Source organism: Stieleria magnilauensis, from assembly GCA_007753675.1.
In the GTDB taxonomy this organism is placed as follows: Bacteria; Planctomycetota; Planctomycetia; order Pirellulales; family Pirellulaceae; genus Stieleria; species Stieleria magnilauensis.
Genome location: CP036432.1, coordinates 2031061 through 2052405, shown reverse-complemented (window position 1 = coordinate 2052405; position 21345 = coordinate 2031061). Strand labels below are relative to the sequence as shown.

15 protein-coding genes are annotated in these 21345 nt (G+C 57.9%); 7 read left to right on the top strand and 8 right to left on the bottom strand.

Annotated features, from left to right (window positions below; translation table 11 throughout):
- Positions 1-27 precede the first annotated feature (27 nt).
- From TBK1r_RS07430 to TBK1r_RS07420, 3 genes are all read right to left on the bottom strand, one after another.
- The gene (locus tag TBK1r_RS07430; RefSeq protein WP_145208581.1) at positions 28-1095 is read right to left on the bottom strand and encodes a phosphotransferase; all 1068 of its coding nucleotides are present in this window, start codon (positions 1093-1095) and stop codon (positions 28-30) included.
- A gap of 6 nt (positions 1096-1101) precedes the next feature.
- Positions 1102-2412 carry an ADP-ribosylglycohydrolase family protein gene (locus TBK1r_RS07425; RefSeq protein ID WP_419581087.1) on the bottom strand — a complete coding sequence of 437 codons (1311 nt, stop codon included), beginning with the start codon at positions 2410-2412 and terminating at the stop codon, positions 1102-1104.
- Positions 2413-2569: 157 nt separating this feature from the next.
- Positions 2570-3250 carry a hypothetical protein gene (locus tag TBK1r_RS07420; protein ID WP_145208577.1) on the bottom strand — a complete coding sequence of 227 codons (681 nt, stop codon included), beginning with the start codon at positions 3248-3250 and terminating at the stop codon, positions 2570-2572.
- 162 nt (positions 3251-3412) lie between these two features.
- Between TBK1r_RS07420 and TBK1r_RS07415 the strand changes: the two genes are divergently transcribed.
- Entirely contained in the window at positions 3413-4885 is a 1473-nt protein-coding gene (locus TBK1r_RS07415; RefSeq protein WP_145208575.1) for a leucine-rich repeat domain-containing protein, read from the top strand.
- A gap of 13 nt (positions 4886-4898) precedes the next feature.
- On the opposite strand, the gene TBK1r_RS07410 is transcribed toward TBK1r_RS07415, so the two are convergent.
- From TBK1r_RS07410 to TBK1r_RS07400, 3 genes are read right to left on the bottom strand one after another with little or no spacing between them, the layout of a single operon-like run.
- A complete protein-coding gene (locus TBK1r_RS07410) occupies positions 4899-6092 on the bottom strand; it encodes an exo-beta-N-acetylmuramidase NamZ family protein (RefSeq protein ID WP_145208573.1) in 1194 nt (397 codons plus the stop codon).
- 5 nt (positions 6093-6097) lie between these two features.
- A complete protein-coding gene (locus TBK1r_RS07405; protein WP_145208571.1) occupies positions 6098-7324 on the bottom strand; it encodes an exo-beta-N-acetylmuramidase NamZ family protein in 1227 nt (408 codons plus the stop codon).
- On the bottom strand, positions 7321-8865 hold the full coding sequence (locus TBK1r_RS07400) for a sodium:solute symporter (protein WP_419581086.1): 1545 nt from the start codon (positions 8863-8865) through the stop codon (positions 7321-7323). Before TBK1r_RS07400 ends, TBK1r_RS07405 begins: the two co-directional genes overlap by 4 nt.
- 470 nt (positions 8866-9335) lie before the next feature.
- On the opposite strand from TBK1r_RS07400, the gene murQ reads away from it, so the two are divergent.
- Together murQ and TBK1r_RS07390 are read left to right on the top strand one after the other, a co-directional pair.
- Positions 9336-10235: an N-acetylmuramic acid 6-phosphate etherase gene (gene murQ, locus TBK1r_RS07395; protein ID WP_145208568.1), complete on the top strand. Its 900-nt coding sequence runs from the start codon at positions 9336-9338 to the stop codon at positions 10233-10235.
- Positions 10235-11170, top strand: coding sequence for an N-acetylglucosamine kinase (locus tag TBK1r_RS07390; RefSeq protein WP_419581542.1), 936 nt, complete (start codon positions 10235-10237; stop codon positions 11168-11170). Before murQ ends, TBK1r_RS07390 begins: the two co-directional genes overlap by 1 nt.
- A 707-nt stretch (positions 11171-11877) precedes the next feature.
- Here the strand turns inward: TBK1r_RS07390 and TBK1r_RS07385 are convergent.
- Positions 11878-14292 (bottom strand): CehA/McbA family metallohydrolase, encoded by a 2415-nt coding sequence (locus TBK1r_RS07385; RefSeq protein ID WP_419581085.1) that lies wholly within the window; start codon positions 14290-14292, stop codon positions 11878-11880.
- Positions 14293-14906: 614 nt separating this feature from the next.
- Between TBK1r_RS07385 and TBK1r_RS07380 the strand changes: the two genes are divergently transcribed.
- The 3 genes from TBK1r_RS07380 to TBK1r_RS07370 are packed head-to-tail and all read left to right on the top strand — an operon-like array spanning position 14907 to position 18218.
- Complete coding sequence (locus tag TBK1r_RS07380) at positions 14907-16430, top strand: efflux RND transporter periplasmic adaptor subunit (protein ID WP_145208564.1); 1524 nt, start codon at positions 14907-14909, stop codon at positions 16428-16430.
- Positions 16431-16446: 16 nt separating this feature from the next.
- Positions 16447-17757: an ABC transporter permease gene (locus tag TBK1r_RS07375; protein ID WP_145208562.1), complete on the top strand. Its 1311-nt coding sequence runs from the start codon at positions 16447-16449 to the stop codon at positions 17755-17757.
- Between the two features lie 8 nt (positions 17758-17765).
- Positions 17766-18218, top strand: coding sequence for a hypothetical protein (locus TBK1r_RS07370; RefSeq protein ID WP_145208560.1), 453 nt, complete (start codon positions 17766-17768; stop codon positions 18216-18218).
- A 64-nt stretch (positions 18219-18282) separates the two neighbouring features.
- On the opposite strand, the gene TBK1r_RS38410 is transcribed toward TBK1r_RS07370, so the two are convergent.
- Entirely contained in the window at positions 18283-18897 is a 615-nt protein-coding gene (locus TBK1r_RS38410; RefSeq protein ID WP_419581084.1) for a BON domain-containing protein, read from the bottom strand.
- Positions 18898-19197: 300 nt separating this feature from the next.
- Here TBK1r_RS38410 and TBK1r_RS07360 point away from each other — a divergent pair, with 300 nt between their 5' ends.
- Positions 19198-21126 (top strand): DUF3352 domain-containing protein, encoded by a 1929-nt coding sequence (locus tag TBK1r_RS07360; protein ID WP_145208556.1) that lies wholly within the window; start codon positions 19198-19200, stop codon positions 21124-21126.
- Positions 21127-21345: the final 219 nt, after the last annotated feature.

The window sequence follows — 21345 nt, the reverse complement described above, 5'->3', positions numbered from 1 at the left end:
ATGTGAAATCGGATGACGCGACCCTCTTCACCGGATCCACGCCCGGGCGACGTCGATCCATTGGCATTTGGTTTCCAAGGTCGCGGTCAACGGCAGTTGCGCGACGCCCAACAAACGCCGCAAGATTTCGAAGCCGGCAAAACGTGTCCAAAGGTCGTGTCTGATGACTGCGCCACCGCAGTAGGCAGTCAGGATTTGCTGCTTCGCTCCCTCGCAATCGATTCCACAGAACAACGCGTGCGCGAGCAGGACTCCCAAGTCAAACTCGGGCGGGCCGACAAAACAGAATTCAGGGTCGATGACAAACAACGACGGCGCATCGGCGGAATCGGTTGACGGACATCGCAGGAAGGAGCATGGGTAATAGTCGCCGTGCAATAGGCGAGCGTGGGGATCGTTCCAGGAATCCGCGTCGACGTACAGTTCGCCCATTTGTTTCGCGATCGCGAGCAAGTTGTCATCGGCGATGACTTGTTGACGCGTCGTTTCCAGACCCGTTGTGATCAGTTCCAAATCGATCGGCAGCTGCGATTGCAGCGGGATCACAAAGAGGTGCTGGTGATTGAGTTTTCGAAGTTCCAAGTTTTGGAACGCTGCGCATTGTTCTGGCTGTAAATCGATCGAATGCAATGGTCCGAGCCAACGCGCTGCGGCGTCTAGCGGTAGCGAAGCTTCCCCGTAAGCATCGGTCATGTCGACGGAGCCGGGAAGATCCGTCAAGCAGAGCGTGTAGTTGGCGGTGTCTTTGCCGACCAGGGTTGGCGTCTGCGCGGCGACTGACGCAACGGAACTGACACATTCGTAAAACCGAGCTTCCGACCACGCACGCTCGACGGGGGCGGCAATGCTGGGATACTTTTCGACCCAGGGACGAGATTGTTTCAGAATCAGCGTTCGTTCGCGACCAGCTTGGTCTCGGAGCGTCGTGCGGAGCGTACAGTTCATGTTGCCTTCTCCGGCCGACTCGACACCGACGAGAATTTCGTCGTCTCGCATCCATCCGTTTCGCCCGAGCGACGTGGCGACCGACGCCGGATCATTCTTCGAGATCGGGTCGAAGTGGAGGGGGCCTGTCCGCGGTTGGTCGTGATCCACTTGGGGTTACCTCACAAATCGCAGTTGTTGCTGTTCGGCGCGGTGGGCGGCGTTTAATAGCGTTCGACACCAATCGTCGACCGATTCGCCGAAATCGACTTCTAAGCGTCTTTCGACGTGGCGGACCATGGATGTGGGAAACACTTCGCGTCCATGAATCGCCCCGATCCACGCCCCCAGCAACTGTGCGTAGGAATCGGTGTCGTGACCAAAATCGAGACACAGGTTCATCGCCGCCATCGGGTCGTCGCGACAGAGGTGCATGATCGCCAGCGGCACGACGAACGTAAAATGGGCATCCCACCAGAAATGAGGTTTTCCCTCTCGCTCTAGTTTTTCGAACAGTTGACGCGGATCCCTATCGGCCAACTCGGCCCATTGCCTCCCTCGGCCAAGCCACTGGGCAAACGGCCTTTCGGTGAACGGGATGTCGGCGTAGTGGTAGGGATCCGTTTGGATCATCGTCTGGATCAGGGCCTGCATTCGCGCGTCCGGATCCGAGTCGTTGTGGCGATCCGAAAGCACTTCTGCGATTCCGGCGTTGATTGCGGCACAGTAGTCAACGGCATGGTCGGAATCCAAAAAGTCGATGGCGTAGGTCGCTTCGTATGCAGCGACTGGTTTGCCAGGAAAGACGGCGGCCAGGGGAAGCAACGCCATTTGGCCAGAGCAGTTGGCCACGCCTGCCCAAAGTCGCTCGGGCGGGTAAGCCGGTTCGGAAGCAAAATCGGGCGTTGGCTCGGGCGTTGGCTCGGGCGACGATTGAATTGACTTGGCCGCCCACCAACGGGCGGCGTCGCGGTAGGGTTTGAATCCGTCACGGTCCAGGGCTGCCGTCGATTCGGCGGATTCATCCACGTGTCGCAGCGGACGCAAATACTCGGCTGCCAAACGCGATCGGTCAATGGTGACGGGGGCTTGTCCGGCGTGGTCGATCGCTCGATTGATGGCACGCAACAGAATGATCTTGTGACGCGAATCGTCGGTGATGGTGCCTGCCGGTGCCCGTTTTCGCCACGGTCCGAAGGGCGCCGTTTCGGGACGCAACGTTTCGTAGCCACGCAGTCGAAGCGTTCGGGCAAGCGTTTCGCAGTGCGTCGCTGTCAGTTTCGTTCCGGCCTTCCACTGACGGACGTGCGGCATGTCGTCGGGCAAACGGTCGGGATCGGAAAACTCAATCGGTCCGCCAAGAGCGTCTCCCAAAAGCGACCCGATCAGAAAGCCACGCAAGCGGTCGAGCGAAATGCCGAGCCGATGGGCGAGGGCTTCGGCAGTGTCGGTCGTTTTAGATTGATCCGCTGTCGTCTGGGCGCTCACCTTGACGGCGGAAGCAGCCCATAGGACTGCAAATGAGGATAAGATTCTGCGGCGTTTCATACGTCGTGCTCGAACGGAGAACTGACCGATTGGCCGCAATGATTCGCCTCGCTGTGCGGTGGACGAATGATTCGCGCCATGCGCGAATGAGATCCGTTCAGCGTCGGCGTCGGCAAGCCACTGTACTGCCAATCAGAGCCAGCATCGCAAAGGATCCAGGTTCCGGAATCGCGACAGGGATAGAGATGAAGCTCGTTTGGTTGTCAAAATAGTAAGGGCGATCTGCAGTTGCGTTTCTGAGCGAAACGCTGTTGATGCTGTTTGCTCCCGTATCGTCGACCAATCCGAGAAAGTAGCCATTTGCGGGGCCGGGCAAATCGATCACGGTACTTGTTGCTTCGAGCGATTGACTGCCGCCCGCCGACGTGAGTGAAAAAGAAGTAGACAGTGAGCCTTCATAGATGACAAAGATGCCTGCGGCTGATCGCGCCGTGTCGAAGCTCATCGTGATCACTTCATTCTCGAATTCGGGGAATCCGAAGGTTGCATTGCCAATGAAGTTATCCGGGCTGATGGTCCCGTCAGTGATACCGTCGGTTACATAAACGCGCATCGACCCGCCGCTAGAGAACACGACGTCGTCAATCCGGTCAATCGTATTTCCGCCGGGAATGGAATCAAAGTCGATGACACTCTCGCTGCCGAATGCGGCGGACTGGAACGACGCGTAGTCGGTGTATCCGACGATCGCTGCGGAGGCGTTCGGGGGCCTCGTCACGATGGAACTGAGAAGTAGAGCCGCGCAGAAGAGGATTGTAAATTTCATCGCGTCAGACATCTCAGGGGGGCTAGCATGTTGAATGATTCTGTGCCGCGGCGGGCAACCCGGCGTCGATCAAGCTGATAAACTAACCGAAAGTCGAGGCACGTTTGGAGTCTTCGGGTCACGGTGAGCTTGATTTGGCTGTTTTTCTCAGAAAACCACGTTTTGACGTCCCGCATGAAACGAATTCGATTCTCGATTCGAACACTCCTGTTGCTCGCTGTTGTCACGGCGTTGGGCATCGTCGTTTATCAGCGTCATGCGCGGATTCACAGCACCGTCAAGCGATTTGAGTCGCTTGGAGGGACGGTCCGGTACCGCGCGTCAGTCCTGGATGGGTTTCATGCCCGGACGGGACACTTCTGGGCCACGCCGATTGAGGTCCAGCTGTCGCACAGTCGGATTCACCGTGGCGGTCTGGTGGGAATCGAGCATCTTGAATCGTTGGAGAGACTGTATCTCAATCGCACCGGGATCGCTAACGACGACGTTGCCGAATTGGTCAAGTGCAAGCGACTGAAACGATTGTCGCTGTGGGGCAACCACAACATCACCAGCGGCGCGATCGAACATCTGCTCACGTGCCCGATGCTGGAGGCGTTGGATGTTCATGAAACTCGGATCAATCCCTCAGCGCTCGGCCGTTTGAGTGATTTGCCGCGTCTGAGTCGGTTGGTGTTTTCCACGGATTTCTATTATCAGGAAAGCAGTCGGATGAATGGAAGCGTGATGCGTCAACTCGCTTCGATTGATCAATTGCAACCGGTCGGTTCATGTTTCTTATGGGACTTTGACGCCGACGAGATACAGATGTTTTGCCAGACCGACACCTCACGGATGGACAAGTTACTGTTGCGTGAGTGCGAACTCACCGATCAGGCATGCAGGGCGATCAGCGCGCTGCGGGCGAGAGAATTGGATCTGCAACTGTGCAATTTAGATGATCGTCGATTGCAACTGATCGACCCGAAGCCTTTTGGCCGGATCGATATCACCAACCGGAAGGGAACGAAACGACCCGACATCACGCTCGAAGGAATCACCGCTTGGTTGCCGAATGGATTGCACTCTGTCGGCATGTACGACGGATACGTGGAATTCATGGACCAGCCGAGTACGCTTTGGAAGTATCGATTAACGATTCCAACTGAGCCGCTGAGTCGAGCCCTGCTGCAAAAGTGGCTTGACCTGGGACTGAAAGAGCTGGATCTCAACGTCGAAGAAAATCTCGCCCGTGATCTGGAACTTGTCGCAGCGATCAACCCGCCTATCGAACTGCTGATACGGAACCACTTGTTCGTTTGGCCATTCTTGTCACAGATGGATCAATTGCAGGGCCTGACGTTGTACAACGATGTGTCGACGCCGATTCGATTCGTCGATGGACTTACGCTGCGATCGCTATACCTGTACGGCAGGTTTTATCCGAACAAGGGAACGTTTCAGGAAATCGCCAATTTGAAACAATTGTCGTGGCTGCACCTACGCAATCGCAACCTGGTGACGTTGGAAGACGTTCAACCGCTCGGGGAATTAAATCACCTGACGATGGCCCGGATCAGCAAGCTGACGCCGGAGGCAGAGGCGTATCTGCAGCGGGTTTGTGCAGAGAACGAAACAGAAGTCTCGGGCTCGGTCACTGATCCGTGAAAGTCTTCGTCGCTCAACCGCGAAAACGATCTTCTTTCGGATCGTAGAGTTGGAACTTGTGGGTGCGCTGGTTCCACGATGTCACGTCGAGTTCGGCGAGGTCGTCGATGGTGTGGTCGTGATTTAATCCCAGTCGTAATCGGCTGGAGCCATGGATGATGTCGATCGGTGGCTTCTGCGTTTCGTATTCGTAGGGCGGACCGAGCCAGCGAAATGCATCGGGCCAATGGTGCTGGATCATCGACAGGATGGCGATCGATGTTTTCAGTGATCGAAACTGCTGGGGGTCGGTGATGTGGATCGAGATGCCGCCGCACAGTTGATCCGCCCATTTGTCAAACGTGGGGCGGAACGAGAGCGGCAAGAAATGAACTCCGGGCAAGTCGATGTCGTCGAGCGCCTGGATCAGTGTGTCGGGATCGACGAACGGCGCCCCGACGATTTCGAAGGGCGTGGTGGTGCCGCGGCCTTCGGACAAATTGGTTCCTTCCAGCAAGACTTGGCCGGGATAGACCATGGCGGATTGGGCGGTGGGCAAATTTGGCGAGGGTAACAGCCAATGTCGGCGGAGTGAATCGAACGTGTCGTCGGGCGACCATCCTCGGACTGGAATGATTTCCAGCGAGACGTCGATTTGCAATTCGGATTGCAGCAACAACGCCAACTCTCCCATCGTTAGCCCATGACGCATGGGAATCGGCGCCCCGCCGACAAAGCTGCGATAGGCATCTTCTAGCAGGGGGCCTTCGACGATCCGGCCGCCGATCGGATTGAGCCGGTCCAGCACCAGGACCGAAACGTTCGCTTCGGCGCACGCGTGCAGGCATTCGAGCATTGTCCACACGAAGGTGTAAACGCGCGTGCCGACATCTTGCAAATCGATCACCAAGCAATCGAGCCCGGCCAGCATCTTTGGCGAGGGGCGTCGTGACTCGCTGTACAGGCTATAGATCGGAACGTCTAAGCCCGCATGCCAACCGTGGTCGGTTTCGATCATGTTGGCTTGGGCATCACCCCACAGCCCGTGCTGGGGCGTGAACAAGGCGGCGATTTGACCCGGATACGCATTGTGCAAGACATCACACGCCAGGCGAAGATCCCGGTCGACCGACGCACGGTTCATCAGCAGTCCGATTCGCGCGGACTGCAGCACCCGAGGTCGCTCCGCCACACAGATTTCCAGTCCCAGTTGGGGTTGGTGCTGCATCACTTTCACGGTTCGTTCTTGCCAGAATCGTGGTACAGCAAGAACGCTTCTCGGCGGTGTTTGAAATCGCTGAGTTCGTGTTCATAGGCGGCTTTTAATTGATCGACCGATTTGCCGCTCAGAATTCCGTCGCGTGTTTTTTCGCTCACCAGCAATCGGTTCAGCGAATTCGTTTGCCAATCTTGGGGATAGAGTCGATGCAGTGTGGTGGCCAACGTCAGTCCGGTCTCCAGCGGGTCAAACGCGGCTCGGTCGGTCACGATCAGGTTGACGCCGCCGCACTTCTGGGCCTCGTGTTTACTCGCGTTGGGCGTGAACTCGATCGGCACAAACCGGATTCCGTCGAGTGGTTGGGCATTCAATTCGCGTGCCAGGGTGATGGCATCGATCCAGGGGGCGCCTAACACTTCGAAGGGAGTGTCGGTACCGCGTCCGACCGAGACGTTGGTCGTTTCCAGCAGCCCGACTCCAGGATAGAGCAACGCCTGCGTCAAACTGCGCATGTTCGGAGACGGGTTGATCCAGAGACGTTCGGTGGCGTCAAACATTTTGCTGCGATCCCAGCCCTCGATGCGAATGAGTTGCAACTCGACATCAAGTTCCCATTCGGCTTTGAACATCATTGCCAATTCGCCGACCGTCATCCCATGGCGAACGGAGATCGGGTGGTAACCGACAAAGGATTCGTTACCGGGATCCAGCACGGGACCTTGCACGGCGACACCATTGATCGGGTTCGGTCGGTCCAGCACCACAAAACGGATTTGGTGTTGGGCAGACGCCTTCATCGCCCCACCCATGGTGGAGATGTAGGTATAGAAACGCGTTCCGATGTCTTGAATGTCAAATACGAGTGTGTCGATCCCTTCGAGCATCTCGGGCGTGGGGACTCGGGTCTTGCCGTACAAGCTATGGACTTTCAGACCCGTCAGTGAGTCGCGTTGATCATCGATGTTCGCTTGGTCTAAGACGCCGGCGAAACCGTGTTCGGGGCTGAACAGAGCCACCAACGTGACGTTCGGTGATTCATGGAACAGCTTGACGGTGGAGACGCCGCGAGCGTTTGTGCCGGTATGGTTGGTGATCAAGCCAATCTTGCGGCCGGCAAGTTGCTGAAAATCGTCCCGTTGGAGCACATCAATGCCTGCCAACACTTGCGCGGCGGCATGACGCGGTAAAACGGTCATCAGTGCAAGGGCTAAGAACAGTGAAATGAAGACATGCTTGTTCATCTTGATTCCTCGTCGTGTCGTGAGTCTTTCTCGACGCTGGATGCAGCAGGGGATTGGGATGGAATGAATTGACTGGCAAGGTAACCGGAGGCGAACGTGGCGAGGGATCCGATGATGGCAAACCAAGGCCAGGCGATGGAGGTTCCGAATTTGACCGCGGTTAAGACTGCGATCCCGGTCACCATCCCCACCAGGGCGCCGCGTTGGTGGGCCGAGCGGCTGAACATGCCCAGCCCGAACACTCCCAGCAAGATGCCTGCGGTAAAGCCCGCGATCGCCAAGGCATCGCCGACGACGCTGCGGGAGAGGTAGCTGGCTCCCATGCCGATGGCGATTTGTAACACGCCAAAAATGATCGTGAAGACGCGACCGGCGGACAGCAATTTGTGTGAGTGATCGGTTTGGGAATCATCGTCGGCAAGTTCGGGGTAGGCCCACGGGGCGTAGAAATCGGAGACGGCGGCGGCGGCCGATGAATTCAGTGAGCTGGAAAGGGTCGACATCGCTGCGGCGAAAACCGCAGCCAGGGTAATTCCGACGAGGCCGATCGGTAGGTGATCGACGATGAAGGTCGCGAAAACTTCGTCGTTGTGTTCGAACGTTTGCGGTTCGACCGCGGTGTAATAGGCGGCCAGGGCGACGCCCAACAGCAAAAACAACGCAAATTGAGCGAAGACCACCACACCACTGGCGATCACCGCACGCTGCGCGTCGCGCGAGCTGCGGGCACACAAATAGCGCTGGACAAACATTTGGTCGGTACCATGGGTTCCCAACGTCAACACCGCACCTCCGATCAAACCCGACCAAAACGTGTAGGTTTCGGTCCAAAGGCTGAATGTTTCGGTCGACTGCCAGCGGAAATCCAGAAGCTGAAATCGTCCGCTGGAGTTGCCAAATTCCCACAGTTCCGCCCAACCGCCGGGCAAGAACCCGACCAGGATCTTGAGCGCCAATAATCCTCCGGCCATGTAAACGACCAATTGCAGACAGTCGCTCCAGATCACGGCCTTCATCCCGCCGAAGAACGTGTACAGGATGGTGGCGATGCCGATCAAGGCGATGCAGAAATGCAGGTCGATTCCGAGCACCTTTTCGAGCGCGATGCCGGCTAAAAAGAGCCGTAATCCGTCACCCAGATTCCGCGTGATCAGGAACAGCAGCGAGGCACATTGCTTGCTGGCGCCTCCAAATCGCTGTTGCAGTATTTCGTAAGCGGTAAAGATTTTGCCGCGGCAGTACAGCGGCACCAGCACGATTGCGACGATCACACGGCCCAACAGAAACCCCAGCGCGAGCTGTAAGAACCGCATGTCGCCGCCCGCGGCGAACGCGATCCCCGGCACGCTCAAGAATGTGGCGGTGCTGGTTTCCGTGGCGACGATCGAACCCAGGATCGCCCACCACGGCAAATCACGCCCGCCCAGCAGGTATCCCGAAAGATCTTTCTGGTCACGCCCCACCCACACGCCCAACGCCACCATCGCCAGCATGTAGACGACTAAGATCGAAGCGTCGATCAAACTGATTGACAAATCCATGTTCCTGTATTGTGATCACTGACGGTATGGTCATTGGTGTTCGCCTTGAGGCGATTCCCGGTCGCTGCGTCGCAGCGACAATGGGCGGCTAAAGCCTGCACACCAGCGCACGTTGGTGTCTAGCCTTTAGGCGATTCCCGGTCGCTGCGTAGCAGCGACAGTGGGCGGCTAAAGCCTGCACACCAGCGCACGTTGGTGTCTAGCCTTTAGGCGATTCCCGGTCGCTGCGTAGCAGCGACAGTGGGCGGCTAAAGCCTGCACACCAGCGCACGTTGGTGTCTAGCCTTTAGGCGATTCCCGGTCGCTGCGTAGCAGCGACAATGGGCGGCTAAAGCCTGCACACCAGCACTCATGCCCGTATCATTGGTAACTGCCTCGAATGGTTCGGGGCGGTTAGTTTATCGAATCGAATCGCCGTCGTGGTTTGTCGACGGATGCCGAAATCAGGAGTAGACCCCCAACCACCCGACATGCTGAACAATCTGACCACTGAAGCCCGGAATCCTGAATCGAGCGAAATTGATTCGCTGTCGGCACTGGAGATCGTTCGGCTGATGAACCGCCAAGATGCATTGATCGCTGCCGCTGTGGCCGCACAAGCGGAGTCGATCGCCGCAGCCATCGACGTGATCGCCGACCGTTTCCGCGCCGGGGGGCGGTTGTTGTACATGGGGGCGGGGACCTCGGGCCGATTGGGGGTGCTCGATGCGAGTGAATGTCCGCCAACATTCAACACCCCGCCAGAGATGGTGGTCGGTTTGATCGCTGGAGGCGAGAAAGCGTTGACGCGTGCGATCGAAGGCGCCGAAGATCATCCTGAGTTTGGCCAACGCGACTTGGCCGACAAAGAACTGTCTGATCAAGATGTCGTGATGGGGATCGCGACGAGTGGGCGAACCCCCTACGTGATCGGCGGCTTGCGATTCGCAAACCAGGTCGGTGCCTTTACGATCGGATTGAGCTGCAATGCCGATTGTGAACTGAGTCCCCATTGTAAAATCATGATCACGCCGGTCGTCGGTCCCGAGGTGATTAGCGGTTCGACGCGGATGAAGGCGGGGACCGCCACAAAAATGGTGCTCAACATGCTGACCACCGGTGCGATGGTCCGGATCGGCAAGACCTATGGCAATTTGATGGTCGATCTGCGTGCCACCAACGAAAAACTGACCATGCGATCCTGTCAAATTGTTGCCGAACTGACGGGGGTTCCGCCGCTCGAGGCGCACCGTTTGTTGGACCGCTGCGATGGCGAAGTGAAGACGGCAATCGTTTCGCATTTACGCGGCGTCACCGCCCAACAGGCTCGTCAACAGCTCTCCGAGTGCGATGGCCATTTACGCCGCGCCCTTCAACGAGACGACGCGTGATGCACCAAGACGACTTGATCCTCGCCATCGATGGGGGCGGATCAAAGACGATGGCGTGGCTTGCGATTCGCGATGACCAAGGCGAATTCCAAAGAATCGGGGCCGGGCGTTCGGGGCCCTCCAACGCGCGCAGCGTCGGCTTCGAACAAGCGACGGCGAACCTGGACCTCGCCATCGATACTGCCTTTGAGGATGCCGATCGAGCCCGAACGACGGTGGCTAGCGCCTGTCTATCGCTCGCCGGTGCGGATCGGGAGTCCGAGCAAGCCGAAATTCGAAGTTGGGCGCAGCAACGCCAGCTAACACGTCACTTGAAGATTACCAATGATGCGATTCCGTTGTTGTACGCGGCGTCCGATGACGGAGTGGGGATTGGCTTGATCTCCGGGACCGGTTCACTGGCGATCGGACGCAGCGCTACCGGAGCGACCGCGCGGTGTGGAGGTTGGGGCGGACTGTTCGGTGATGAAGGCAGCGGGTATCAAATCGGAATTGCCGGTTTGCGCGCCGTCGCGCGGGCTGCCGATGGTCGTGGTCCCCAAACCAGTTTGCTGCCACGCATCCTCGAGCGCTTTCAAATCTCCAGTCCGAGCGAATTAGTTCCGATCATTTATTCCGAGCAAACCGACCGCTCATCGATCGCCCGGCTGGCTCCGATCGTGTTTGCGGCTGCGGAGTCGGGAGATGCCGCCGCAGCAGCCATCGTCGAGTCCGCGGCGGAGGAGTTGTCTGAGATGGTGGCCGTGCTGGCGCAGCGTCTGGGGTTTGCGGATGCGCCGTTTGTCTTTGCCGTCACGGGCGGTGTGCTAACGCAGCAGCCAGGGTTTGCCGAGCGGCTGCGGCAGCTGCTGATTGATTCGAAGCTGCAGCCGATGCTGCAACGGATCGAAGACCCGGTTGCGGGATCGTTGGTCTTGGCCGCGACCGAGTGTTAGCAATGGAGTCGTGCGGAACGAAGAGCTCAATGACACTCGAACAGGGGTAAGATCCGACAGTCATTTTACGTTCGTTGCTTAGCGGCAGGGCGCAAGCCTGGACCGCTAAAACGTTGGTGTTGACACTCTGTTCGGTTTACGCGACTTTGCTTCCTTTTGATTTCGTCACCGCCCGGCCTCGCTTCAGCCGAGACAGGATGAGTCGTGAGGAACCTGAACGGACGGAAGATTGAAGATTGAAAATTGAAAATTGAAAATTGAAAATTGGAAGTTTTCATTTTGCAATTTTCAATCTATTGCTCCGTGTCCTGCAACGGGGAAACGGGTGCCAGGCATTTCAGGAATGAAACCTGCGCAAAGGAATAAGGCCGTCAACCCCGAACTTTTAGCAGCCCAGCGCAAGCCCAATACCGCTCAATCGACAAAGTTTTGACCAGCGCAGGGCCCGTAGGCTCGCGCCAAACGGCTGATACTCGTTTGACATCAGCCGGTTCGCGCCAGCGCGAGCGGCGCCCATCAATTTCGATTTAGCGGTATTGGGCTCGAGCTCGCGCCGTTCCGCTAACTCATTCAGTGCCAAAGTAAGTGGCATAGGGCGCAAGCCCTCCGGTTCCTCATCGTGACCGAAGCACCGGAGGGCTCGCGCCCTACCGCTAGAAAAAGCGTCAAGCCCCGGGGGCGAGGGGATTTTGGGACGGGCTTTCCGGTTACTTCTTCGCTTCGGCGAGAATCGTACGATAACGTTCGGCGGCGCGGTCGTAGGCGGCTCTGGCTTCGGATCGTTCGAACTCTCGGATTTGACCTCGTTTGGAATTCCAGCACGTCTCGACGGCATCGATGCACCATTTGGCACTTTTCTTGCTGGCCCGGATCGGCTCGCCGGCGACGTGGACAAAGACGGGATTGGTGTGAACCGAGGGCAGGATGCGGATGGCCACCCACGCGGACGCTTCGATCTCGACGGGGATCGAATGAGAGGTCTGCGATCCGTCGGCGACGATTTCGCGCGTGGCGACGACGTGCCCATTGACGATGACTTCCACCGGGACGCGGCGTGAATCACCGAGTCGACAGCGTTCAATGTGCCAATACGGTTTCTCATCCAAACGGAGTTTTCGAATCCGCTCGGTTTCCTCAGTCGGCGTTTCCTTCAATAACGCCGCGACGTCGAAGGTGACATCGACGGTTTGGGGGCGATCCAGATCAAGTCGGCTGGGCGAGTCGTTTGCCGATTGTTTTTGCCCCATGCCCAGACCATCGACGGCGAAATCGATGATGTGACTCAAACCGTCCCCGCAATAGCTGCGGCCGTCCTTTAACCCCGCGATCCAGTTTTCATAGTCGAGAGGTTGGTCTTCGTCGAGCTGCACATAGATCCGCCCCAAGCCGACGCGGTCGCCATAGATACAGGGGAAATCGGTTTCGCCGCTGATCCGGGCGGTCATGCCGCAGTTGAGCGTGTGGTACCAGATGTTCAATTCCCAGATCGCCGGCGTGTCGACGGCGGAGATGAAATCACAGACGTCTTCGGTCACGGTGACGATGTATTCGTTGGCTCCGATGCCATCGAATTTTGGCATCGCATGATCGGGCAGCGTCGCGGCCGCTTGGCCTCTCCAGTCTCCCGTGGCTCCGCCCCAGGGACGACCGACAAACTTGCGAGACCCGTCGGGCATAATGTCCGGCAGTGCCAATCCCCATCCGCTGTGGCTGTAGCCGACAACACCGCCTTGCTGTTTGCCCCATTTCAACACCGGCAAGGTCCAGCTGGGCCAGTCTTCGAGAACTTTCGTGCCCGGATAATCGTCTTCGGAAAGATTCAACAGGCACAAGTGACCGGCATGCGAGCTGGGGAATCCGCTGACTTCGACGTCGTAACGCATCAGGTTGTCTTCGGTCGACAACGCCGACGTTTGGCCGTTGAAGAATTCCTTTTGGGTGTACCAGCAGGGGCCCCAACTGAGCACGCAGCCGACATTGACGTCTTCGCCCAGAAGGTGTCGCATCATGTCTTCGGGACCGACGCCTTCGGTGGGGCTGTCATAGTGGGCACAGCCGGCGGCGTGGACGTGGTGGTCGCCGGAATACCAGCGGCGTTTGGCCAGATGGATCCAGCGATTGAGTTGAAAGGATTCGTGATGCTCGGCGGCTTCGGGGATTTGCAGACGGCGTCGGATCGGAATGTACTCCGGCCCGCGCGTGACCGAGACGTTGTATTCGCCCGGCGGCAGCAAGACTGATTCTCCGTCGGCCCGGTAGACCTGTTGGTGAAAGAAAAAATCGGGTGCCAGCCGCTTGGCAGGGTTTGGGTACACGCGTCCCCGATCGTCGGTGATCAGCAATGACGCCGTCGTCGGTTTTCCATCGACATCGGTGATTCCCAATTGCACCTCAACGGCACGCTGGCAATCGAACAGGATCGCCACACTGTTTCGAAAGCCGATATCCTGCGTTCCCTGGCCGACATGGAAGGAGAGGTTGGCTTCGCGTTTGCCCGCATCACGGCTGCCGAGCATTACGATTCGGTACTCGAGGTTCAGACCGCTGAGTTGCTTTTTCAGCGGTGCCCGATTGAGCATCGATAGGTCCAGCCAACGGTCTTCGGTTTCACTCGGATCGACCAAGTCTTCATCGGTACGAGGCTGCTGTCTCGCGCCGCGTCCCTTTTGGTAGACCGGTGCGGCATTGGGGCTATCGGCGACCAGTTCAGGCGTGATGCCGGCTTCGTTGTGGACTTTGACCAGGAAGGCCCGCCAACCCTGTTGCATCAGTTGCTTCTTGACGGGCCCCTCGGCAACTTTGACGCGGCTTTCGGCATTGATGTGCACCGACGCCAAACACAGCGGGTCCAACGTCGATTGAATGGCGCGAGTCACGTCGGCGGGTTTGTCGAGTTCTGCGGCCAACTCAATCGCGGCGATCGTCGTCTCGCTGAGCGGTGATCCGGCGAATTCCAGCGCTTCGATGAGCCGCCGGGTCGACGCCACGAGTGGTTGTTTGGGAACGTGATGAACAATCGCCAAGTCGTCTTGTCCGTCGGCCAGACGACCCGTCGGCATCAGACAAATCGCGATGCCGATTGCCAGAAGGTTGCAGCGGGAGACGTAACGTGCAGTGCTCATAGAACGTTCCTTGGGCGGGGATGTGGGGCTGAGCGGGGTATCATTTTGTAACGTATCCATCGCGGAAGCGTGCGTGCCAGGGTTTTTCGAGGATCGCGGATTTCAAATTCGTTCTCAACAAAATGCCATGAGCGGGTACACTAGTAGAGAGGGTCAGGGATTCAGCAATCGTTGGTGTCTCGCCTTGAGGCGATTCCCCCTCGCTGCGGAGCAGCGATAGGAGGCGGCTAAAGCCTGCACACCAGCGCATGTTGGCGTCTAGCCTTTAGGCGATTCCCGGTCGCTGCGGAGCAGCGATAGGAGGCGTCTAAAGCCTGCACACCAGCGCATGTTGGTGTCTAGCCTTTAGGCGATTCCCGGTCGCTGCGACGCAGCGATAGGAGGCGGCTAAAGCCTGCACACCAGCGCATGTTGGTGTCTAGCCTTTAGGCGATTCCCGGTCGCTGCGGAGCAGCGACAGTGGGCGGCTAAAGCCTGCACACCAGCGCATGTTGGTGCCTAGCCTTGAGGCGATTCCCGGTCGCTGCGGAGCAGCGACAGTGGGCGGCTAAAGCCTGCACACCAACACTCGTGTCCGTTCCCTGGAATCCGCACCCACCTTCCGCGACTGTCCAATGGCCCATCCGATTTCATTTGTTTCGATCTGGGGGCGACGAACGTTGATCGCTCTCGTCGTGCTGGGGGCAGTCGGTGCTGTCACCACATTTGCAACCAGTTCGCTCGATCGTGACGTCGAGTCGTCGATTCTGACCCACCGCGTTTCACCCGGCAAACTGGCGGTCACGGTGACCGAAAACGGGACGGTCGAAAGCAGCAACAACGAAGAAATCAAGTGCATGGTCAAGGGCGGCAGCACGGTCCTGTGGGTGATTGAGACCGGGACGATCGTCAAGCCCGGTGATGAACTGGTGCGATTGGACACCTCACAAATCGAAGACAACATCTTGGCCCAGGAAATCATTTACGAGAACGCGCTGGCCAACAAGATCACCGCCGAAAGCGACGTGGCCGTCGCGGAGACGAGCATCACGGAATACCTGGAAGGGACGTTCATCGAAGAACGAAGCACGATCGAAAAAGAAATCTTCGATGCCGAGCAAGCGCTCAAGCAGGCCGAACTGAGTTACGAGTCCAATGTTCGGATGGCCGCCAAGGGGCTGATCAAGACGCTTCAATTGCAGGGCGAAAAGTTTGCCGTCGAATCGGCTCGCAAGGCGCTGGAACTGAAACAGACCAAGTTGATGGCGCTGGAGAAGTACAAGAAGCAAAAGGAAATGCAGACTTTGCAGAGTGACTTGCGGGCTGCCAAGGCGCGATTGGCGTCTTTCGACGCGTCACTGCGACTCGAACAAGCCCGGTTGGAACGCGAAAAGGAACAGCTGAAGAACTGCACGATCACCGCGGAGATTGGTGGGATGGTGATTTTCCCGTCGATGGCAGACTGGAAATCGACTCCGGACATCGAAGAAGGGGCCGTGGTGCGTGAGCAGCAAACGCTGTTGGTGATTCCCGATGTCAGTCAAATGCAGGTCAAAGTCGGGATCCATGAATCAAAAGTGGATCGATTGAAGGTCGGCATGCCGGCGAAAATTGAGTTGCAGGACATTGAGCTGGTGGGCGAGGTCAGTGAGATTGCCGAAGTCACCAAACCGGCGGGTTGGTGGACGGGCAACTTGGTCAAATACGACACGATCATCAAATTGCAACAACGCGAAGGGTTGAAGCCGGGCATGAGTGCGATCGTCGATGTCGTGCTGGCCGAGCACGACGACGTGTTGACCGTTCCGGTGGCGAGCATCTTGGAAAGTGACGGACAGTTTTTCTGTTGGGTGGAAGAACGCGGCAAGGTGACCCGTCGTCTGATCCAATTGGGCGACACCAATGACGAATTCACCATCGTCACCGCCGGACTGGCCGGTGGCGAGAAAGTCGTGTTGGATCCGTTGGCCTATGTCGATGAAGCGCAGCAGCAGGCTTTGCGTCCGGCGAAAACAGGCGAGAAAGACGCTGCGGAGTTGGCCGGCATCGTGAAGCAGGATTCCGAGTCGTCTTCGACCGAGTCGTCTTCGACCGAGTCGTCTTCGACCGAGTCGTCGTCGACCGAGTCATCGTCGTCCGAGCCCGCTCCCGGAACGTGATCGAGGCTGAAACGAGATGGGCAAATTCACGCAAACGCTGAAGCTGGGCTTCAAAAGTCTGATGGTCCAGAAGCTGCGTTCGGCGCTGGCAGCGTTGGGGATCTTCATCGGCACCACGACCGTGATCTGGTTGGTCGCGATGGGCGAGGGTGTCAGCTATGACGCGCAGCAACAGATTTTGCAATTGGGCGCGAAGAACATCATCGTCCGCACCATCGAGCCACGGTCGAGTGAGGACGCCGACGAACGCGTCAAAACGTATGGCGTCACACGGGCCGACTATCGACGCATTCTGTCCAATGTGCCGACGATCGAAACGTCGGTGCCGATCCGCGAACTGCGTCGCGAGTTCATGGTCGGTGGGCGGCGGATGGATGCCAAATTGGTCGGATGCACGCCGGAGCATTTGCAGCTGAATCGATTGGAGATCGCCCGTGGACGCTGGATCAATGAGCGGGATGACCGCGAAAATGTGGTCGTCCTGGCCGACGGGACGGCCAGACGGTTGTTCCCACAGGAAGACCCGATCGGCCAGAAGGTGCGGGTCGAAAGCGATGTCTACCGGGTGATCGGACAAACCAAACCACGCGAAGCCTCTGCCGCGGTCGGCGGGTCACTCGATGCGCGTGAATACAGCAGCGATGCCTACATCCCGCTGAAAACGTTCCAGCATCGGGTGGGCGATCAAATCATGACGCGGACCGGCGACGGGTTCAATTTCAAGGGCGAGATCGTCGAATTGACGCAGATCACGTTGTCGGTGCGTGACATCAAAGACGTCGACGTCACCGCCGCGATCGTCAAGCACCTGTTGGATACCTACCACGAGCAAGAAGACTTTGCGGTCGTCGTTCCCAAGGAACTGTTGCGTCAGGCCGAACGGACACGCACGATGTTCAACGTCTTGTTGGTGGTCATTGCGGGGATCTCGTTGTTGGTCGGCGGGATCGGGATCATGAACATCATGTTGGCGACGGTGACCGAACGGACACGGGAGATCGGGATCCGTCGGGCTTTGGGGGCCAGACGCATCGACATCATTCAGCAGTTCTTGACCGAGACGCTGGTGCTGACCGGAAGCGGTGGTCTGTTGGGCGTGCTGTGCGGGTTGCTGTGCGGGCCGATCTTTCGCGTTCTGCGTTCCATCGTGGCATCGGTTTCCCCCGACATCTTGCCCGAGATCGTTTATACTCTCGAGCCTCGAATTGCGTTGTGGTCGGTGCTGTTGTCGCTGTTTATCTCGCTCGGCGTCGGATTGATTTTTGGGGTCTATCCGGCGCGGCGTGCGGCGTACATGAGCCCGATCGAAGCCCTGCGTCATGAATAGCCATTTAGATGGTATCGGAAATCAACCCCTACGCGGCGCCGCAGAGTGCACCCGAACGAGCGCCGCCGCTGCCGAGCGATTTCGGGCGTCGACGATTGCGATTTGCGGTCGGGTTTGCCGCACTGTTGATGACGGGATCGCTGCTCGCGTCGGCGTGCGCGGTTTATGATATCGAGTCGATTGTGGTCAGCGGTCCGCTGTTGTCGTTGTGCGCGATCATTCTTGCCGTCCTTTCGATTCGGCCTGGACTGCGCGGGTTTTGGATCCTCAGCGCATCGATGATCGCGATGACGATCGGTTGTTTCCTGACGATCTTCTTGCTGGAGTGGTCTCCTGGGGAAGCACAGACTCCGATCGGAGCGGCAACGGTCGTGTTTGCCATCGTGATCCAGGCGGGATGGACCATCGCGCGGAGTGTTTGGGAACGCGGCAGGCAGATGCAATGGCGTGAAGAAGGCTGATCCTCCATCGACATCAGCCGGTTGACGCCGGCATCGGCAGGCTCGCACTCGACCGAGTCGGGATTCAGTTCCCCACGACGACTCGATTGTCGACTTGGTTGACGCCGGGTTCTAATCGCATCAGCAGTTCACTCATGCGGCGATCTTTCTCGCTGGCGACAGAGCCGGTGAGGACTGCGGTGCGTCCGTCCATGGTGACATTGACGCCGCGAATACGACTGCTCGGTGGCAGACGGTTCAAGGTTCGCCGGGCGGATTGCTGGACTTCGGTGGTCGGACGCGGCGGCACCTCGATGGCGGATCGCAATCGAACCCGAATGATCGGTTTTTGAGTGGACGTTCCTTGGCCTCCGAACGCTCCGCCGAGTGCGCCGAACAAGCCTCCCAGTCCACCGCCACCGAACCCGCCACCACCGGCCCCGCCGGCGGTGCGTCCGGCCGTTCCGCCGGCTTCCGCGACCACTCCAAAGCCTTGGGTCGCCGCCGTGCCAATGGAATCGCCTCGTTCGACCCCCTCGAACACACTCAAGTCCGGCTCGGCGCCTTGGAACTGGGTCCCGCCGGTGTCTTCGGCCCCTTCCTGTGCTTGTGCAGATCCACCGCTGGCGGCGAAAACGGCGGCCAGGAAAACGATCGAGAGCGAGCGACAAAACCGAGTGATTCGATTCGGTGAGACCATGACGGAACCTTGGACAAAAGATGGGCAACCAGATTTGTTGATCTGTTACGTTAGTCTAACCATCGGCGCCTCCAAACGTTTCGGTTTCTGCCGAGTACACTTCGTGGGTTGCCAACCAAGATCGAGCCCGGAGAATCGAATCATCCGTCATGTCCAGCCCGCACTTGCCTGTCGGCAACGCTGCGTTGGGTCGCGACCGGGCCGGCCGGACCGCAGCGGCTGTCGTTTGCCCTGGAACCGTTTTCCCCGTTTCTAACGACTTCACGGGCGTTTTACTCCCTTCTACCTAAGACGAAATCGATGTCGATCTCTTCTCCTGTCTCCATTTTTCGCGCCACTGTGCCGGTGTTCGCATCGGCTTGTGTTTGTTTGATGTTGGCGGCCGCTCCCGTTTCCGCGGCCGATGACAGCAAGCCGGGCGCGGACGACGCCCCTGGCGCACCGCGTTTGTTACCAAGTGATACACTCGTTTATGTCCGGCTGGACAGTGCCGATGACTTGCGGAAACAGATGGACAAGACGTCGATCGGCAAGATGATCAACGATCCCAAAATGAGGCCGTTTGCGGATCAGTTTTACGCGACCGCGCGCGACTTGTTCGATCAAATCAGCGATCGGGTCGGCGTGAATCTGGACGAGCTGCTGGCGATTCCGCACGGCCAAGTGGCGATTGCGATCCACCCGGTCAAGCCGCTGGAGGAGGATGAAAAACCAGAGATTCAGGCCCGAGAAAACGAAGACCAAACCGAACTGGAGCAACGCCGTGAACGTCAGAAGCGGCGTGAGTTGTATTCGTTCGGCGGAACATTGATCATCGATGCGGACGACAATATCGATCAATTGATGGCGATCGTCGAGCGATTCGAAGAGCAGGTCTTGCAGGGCCGCTACGTCCGCCGAATTCGTGAAATCGGATCGACTGAAGTCACACGGCTGTTGCCCGGGCGTTTCGGCCAGCAGCCGATCGAGTTCTTTGAGAAAGACGGAACCTTGGTGATCGGGGTTGGGCATTCGACCGCACAAGATGTGCTCAACCACTGGTTGGACAAAAACGATGAACCGACGTTGGCCGACAACGCGAAATTCGGAACGATCATTTCACGCTGTATTGGTGCCGAGGAAACCCGTCCCCAACTGACGTTCTTCGTCGATCCGCACGCGATCGTCGATCGGGTCATCAAGCGCAGCGGATCGTTGACGGCCGGCTTCATTTGGCCGGTGATCCAGGACTTGGGGGCAAATCGCATCGGCGGGATCGGCGGCAGTTCATTTTCCGGCGGCGACGTGTTTGAGGGGATCGCGCATTACCACATCAAAATCGATCCGCCGCGCGATGGGGTGTTGGGCGTGTTGCGGCCCGAAACCGGTGACACGACTCCGCCCAACTGGGTGCCCGATTCCGTGGCCGGTTACACGTCGATCAATTGGGATTTCGAAAAAGCGTATGACAACGTTGGCAAGGTGATCGACAAACTGCAACAACGGACCGACGCCTTAAAAGAAATCGCAGAGGCGCCGATTGAGAAACGTTTAGGCGTGAAGCTCCGCGAGGATCTGCTGCAGAACATGACGGGCCGGTTGGTCCGCGTGACGTGGATGGAAAAGCCGATTCGCTTCAACAGTGGTGTCAATGTGCTGGCGATCGAGATGAAAGACGCCCTGAAAACCAAATCCAATTTGGCGCAGATCCGTGACCGCATGCCGAATCAAATGAAGGTCGATTCGATCAGCGGGCATGTCGTCTATCGGCTTCGTGGTCCCGGCGATAATTTTCCCCAGAACATGCGACGTCCCGAACCGAGTTTCATGATCTTGGGGAAATGGTTGATCTATGCCGACAGCACCCAGTTCATGGAAAAGGCTGCGTTGGCCGATGCCGGCAACTTGCCGCGTCTGGTTGAACTGCCCGAATACGATCTGGTGGCGAGTGAATTGGGCGGCAAACTGGATGGGGAATCGCCGTTTCTGTTGTCGTTTATCGACGGTGCCCAAGGGATCCGCGTGATCTACGACTTGGCCAAAGACGAGAACTCACGCAACATGATTCGCCGCGCGGGAGAGAACAACATCGTGGCGCGAAAGTTCTCCGAGTTGCTTGATCAAAACGAGTTGCCACCGTTTTCGGAGTTCGAAAAGTATTTCGCTCCGACCGGTTTTTTCGGATATGACGAGCCCGACGGGATTCACTTCGGGTTCTTCACCCTGCGGGCCGATCCGACCGACGATTGACACGTTCCGCGGAGGCGGGCGGGAATCGTGGTGTTTGCCGAACGCGTCTCTTGCGGAACGAGGGACGCGCGATTGGTTGGTCAAAAAATTGGTTGGTCAAAAAATTGGTTGGTCAAAAAATTGATTGGTCAAAAAATTGATTGGTCAAAAAATTGATTGGTCAAAAAATTGATTGGTCAAAAAATGGGGTTTCTGGCAGCGCGATCGAACGGGGATTGA

What these genes read in the sequence shown, in the direction of transcription:
- TBK1r_RS07420 (WP_145208577.1), bottom strand. Translation starts at nt 3,250, where the DNA reads ATGTCTGACGCGATGAAATTTACAATCCTCTTCTGCGCGGCTCTACTT.
- TBK1r_RS07415 (WP_145208575.1), top strand. Translation starts at nt 3,413, where the DNA reads ATGAAACGAATTCGATTCTCGATTCGAACACTCCTGTTGCTCGCTGTT.
- TBK1r_RS07410 (WP_145208573.1), bottom strand. Translation starts at nt 6,092, where the DNA reads ATGCAGCACCAACCCCAACTGGGACTGGAAATCTGTGTGGCGGAGCGA.
- TBK1r_RS07405 (WP_145208571.1), bottom strand. Translation starts at nt 7,324, where the DNA reads ATGAACAAGCATGTCTTCATTTCACTGTTCTTAGCCCTTGCACTGATG.
- TBK1r_RS07400 (WP_419581086.1), bottom strand. Translation starts at nt 8,865, where the DNA reads ATGGATTTGTCAATCAGTTTGATCGACGCTTCGATCTTAGTCGTCTAC.
- murQ (WP_145208568.1), top strand. Translation starts at nt 9,336, where the DNA reads ATGCTGAACAATCTGACCACTGAAGCCCGGAATCCTGAATCGAGCGAA.
- TBK1r_RS07390 (WP_419581542.1), top strand. Translation starts at nt 10,235, where the DNA reads ATGCACCAAGACGACTTGATCCTCGCCATCGATGGGGGCGGATCAAAG.
- TBK1r_RS07385 (WP_419581085.1), bottom strand. Translation starts at nt 14,292, where the DNA reads ATGAGCACTGCACGTTACGTCTCCCGCTGCAACCTTCTGGCAATCGGC.
- TBK1r_RS07380 (WP_145208564.1), top strand. Translation starts at nt 14,907, where the DNA reads ATGGCCCATCCGATTTCATTTGTTTCGATCTGGGGGCGACGAACGTTG.
- TBK1r_RS07375 (WP_145208562.1), top strand. Translation starts at nt 16,447, where the DNA reads ATGGGCAAATTCACGCAAACGCTGAAGCTGGGCTTCAAAAGTCTGATG.
- TBK1r_RS07370 (WP_145208560.1), top strand. Translation starts at nt 17,766, where the DNA reads ATGGTATCGGAAATCAACCCCTACGCGGCGCCGCAGAGTGCACCCGAA.
- TBK1r_RS38410 (WP_419581084.1), bottom strand. Translation starts at nt 18,897, where the DNA reads ATGGTCTCACCGAATCGAATCACTCGGTTTTGTCGCTCGCTCTCGATC.
- TBK1r_RS07360 (WP_145208556.1), top strand. Translation starts at nt 19,198, where the DNA reads ATGTCGATCTCTTCTCCTGTCTCCATTTTTCGCGCCACTGTGCCGGTG.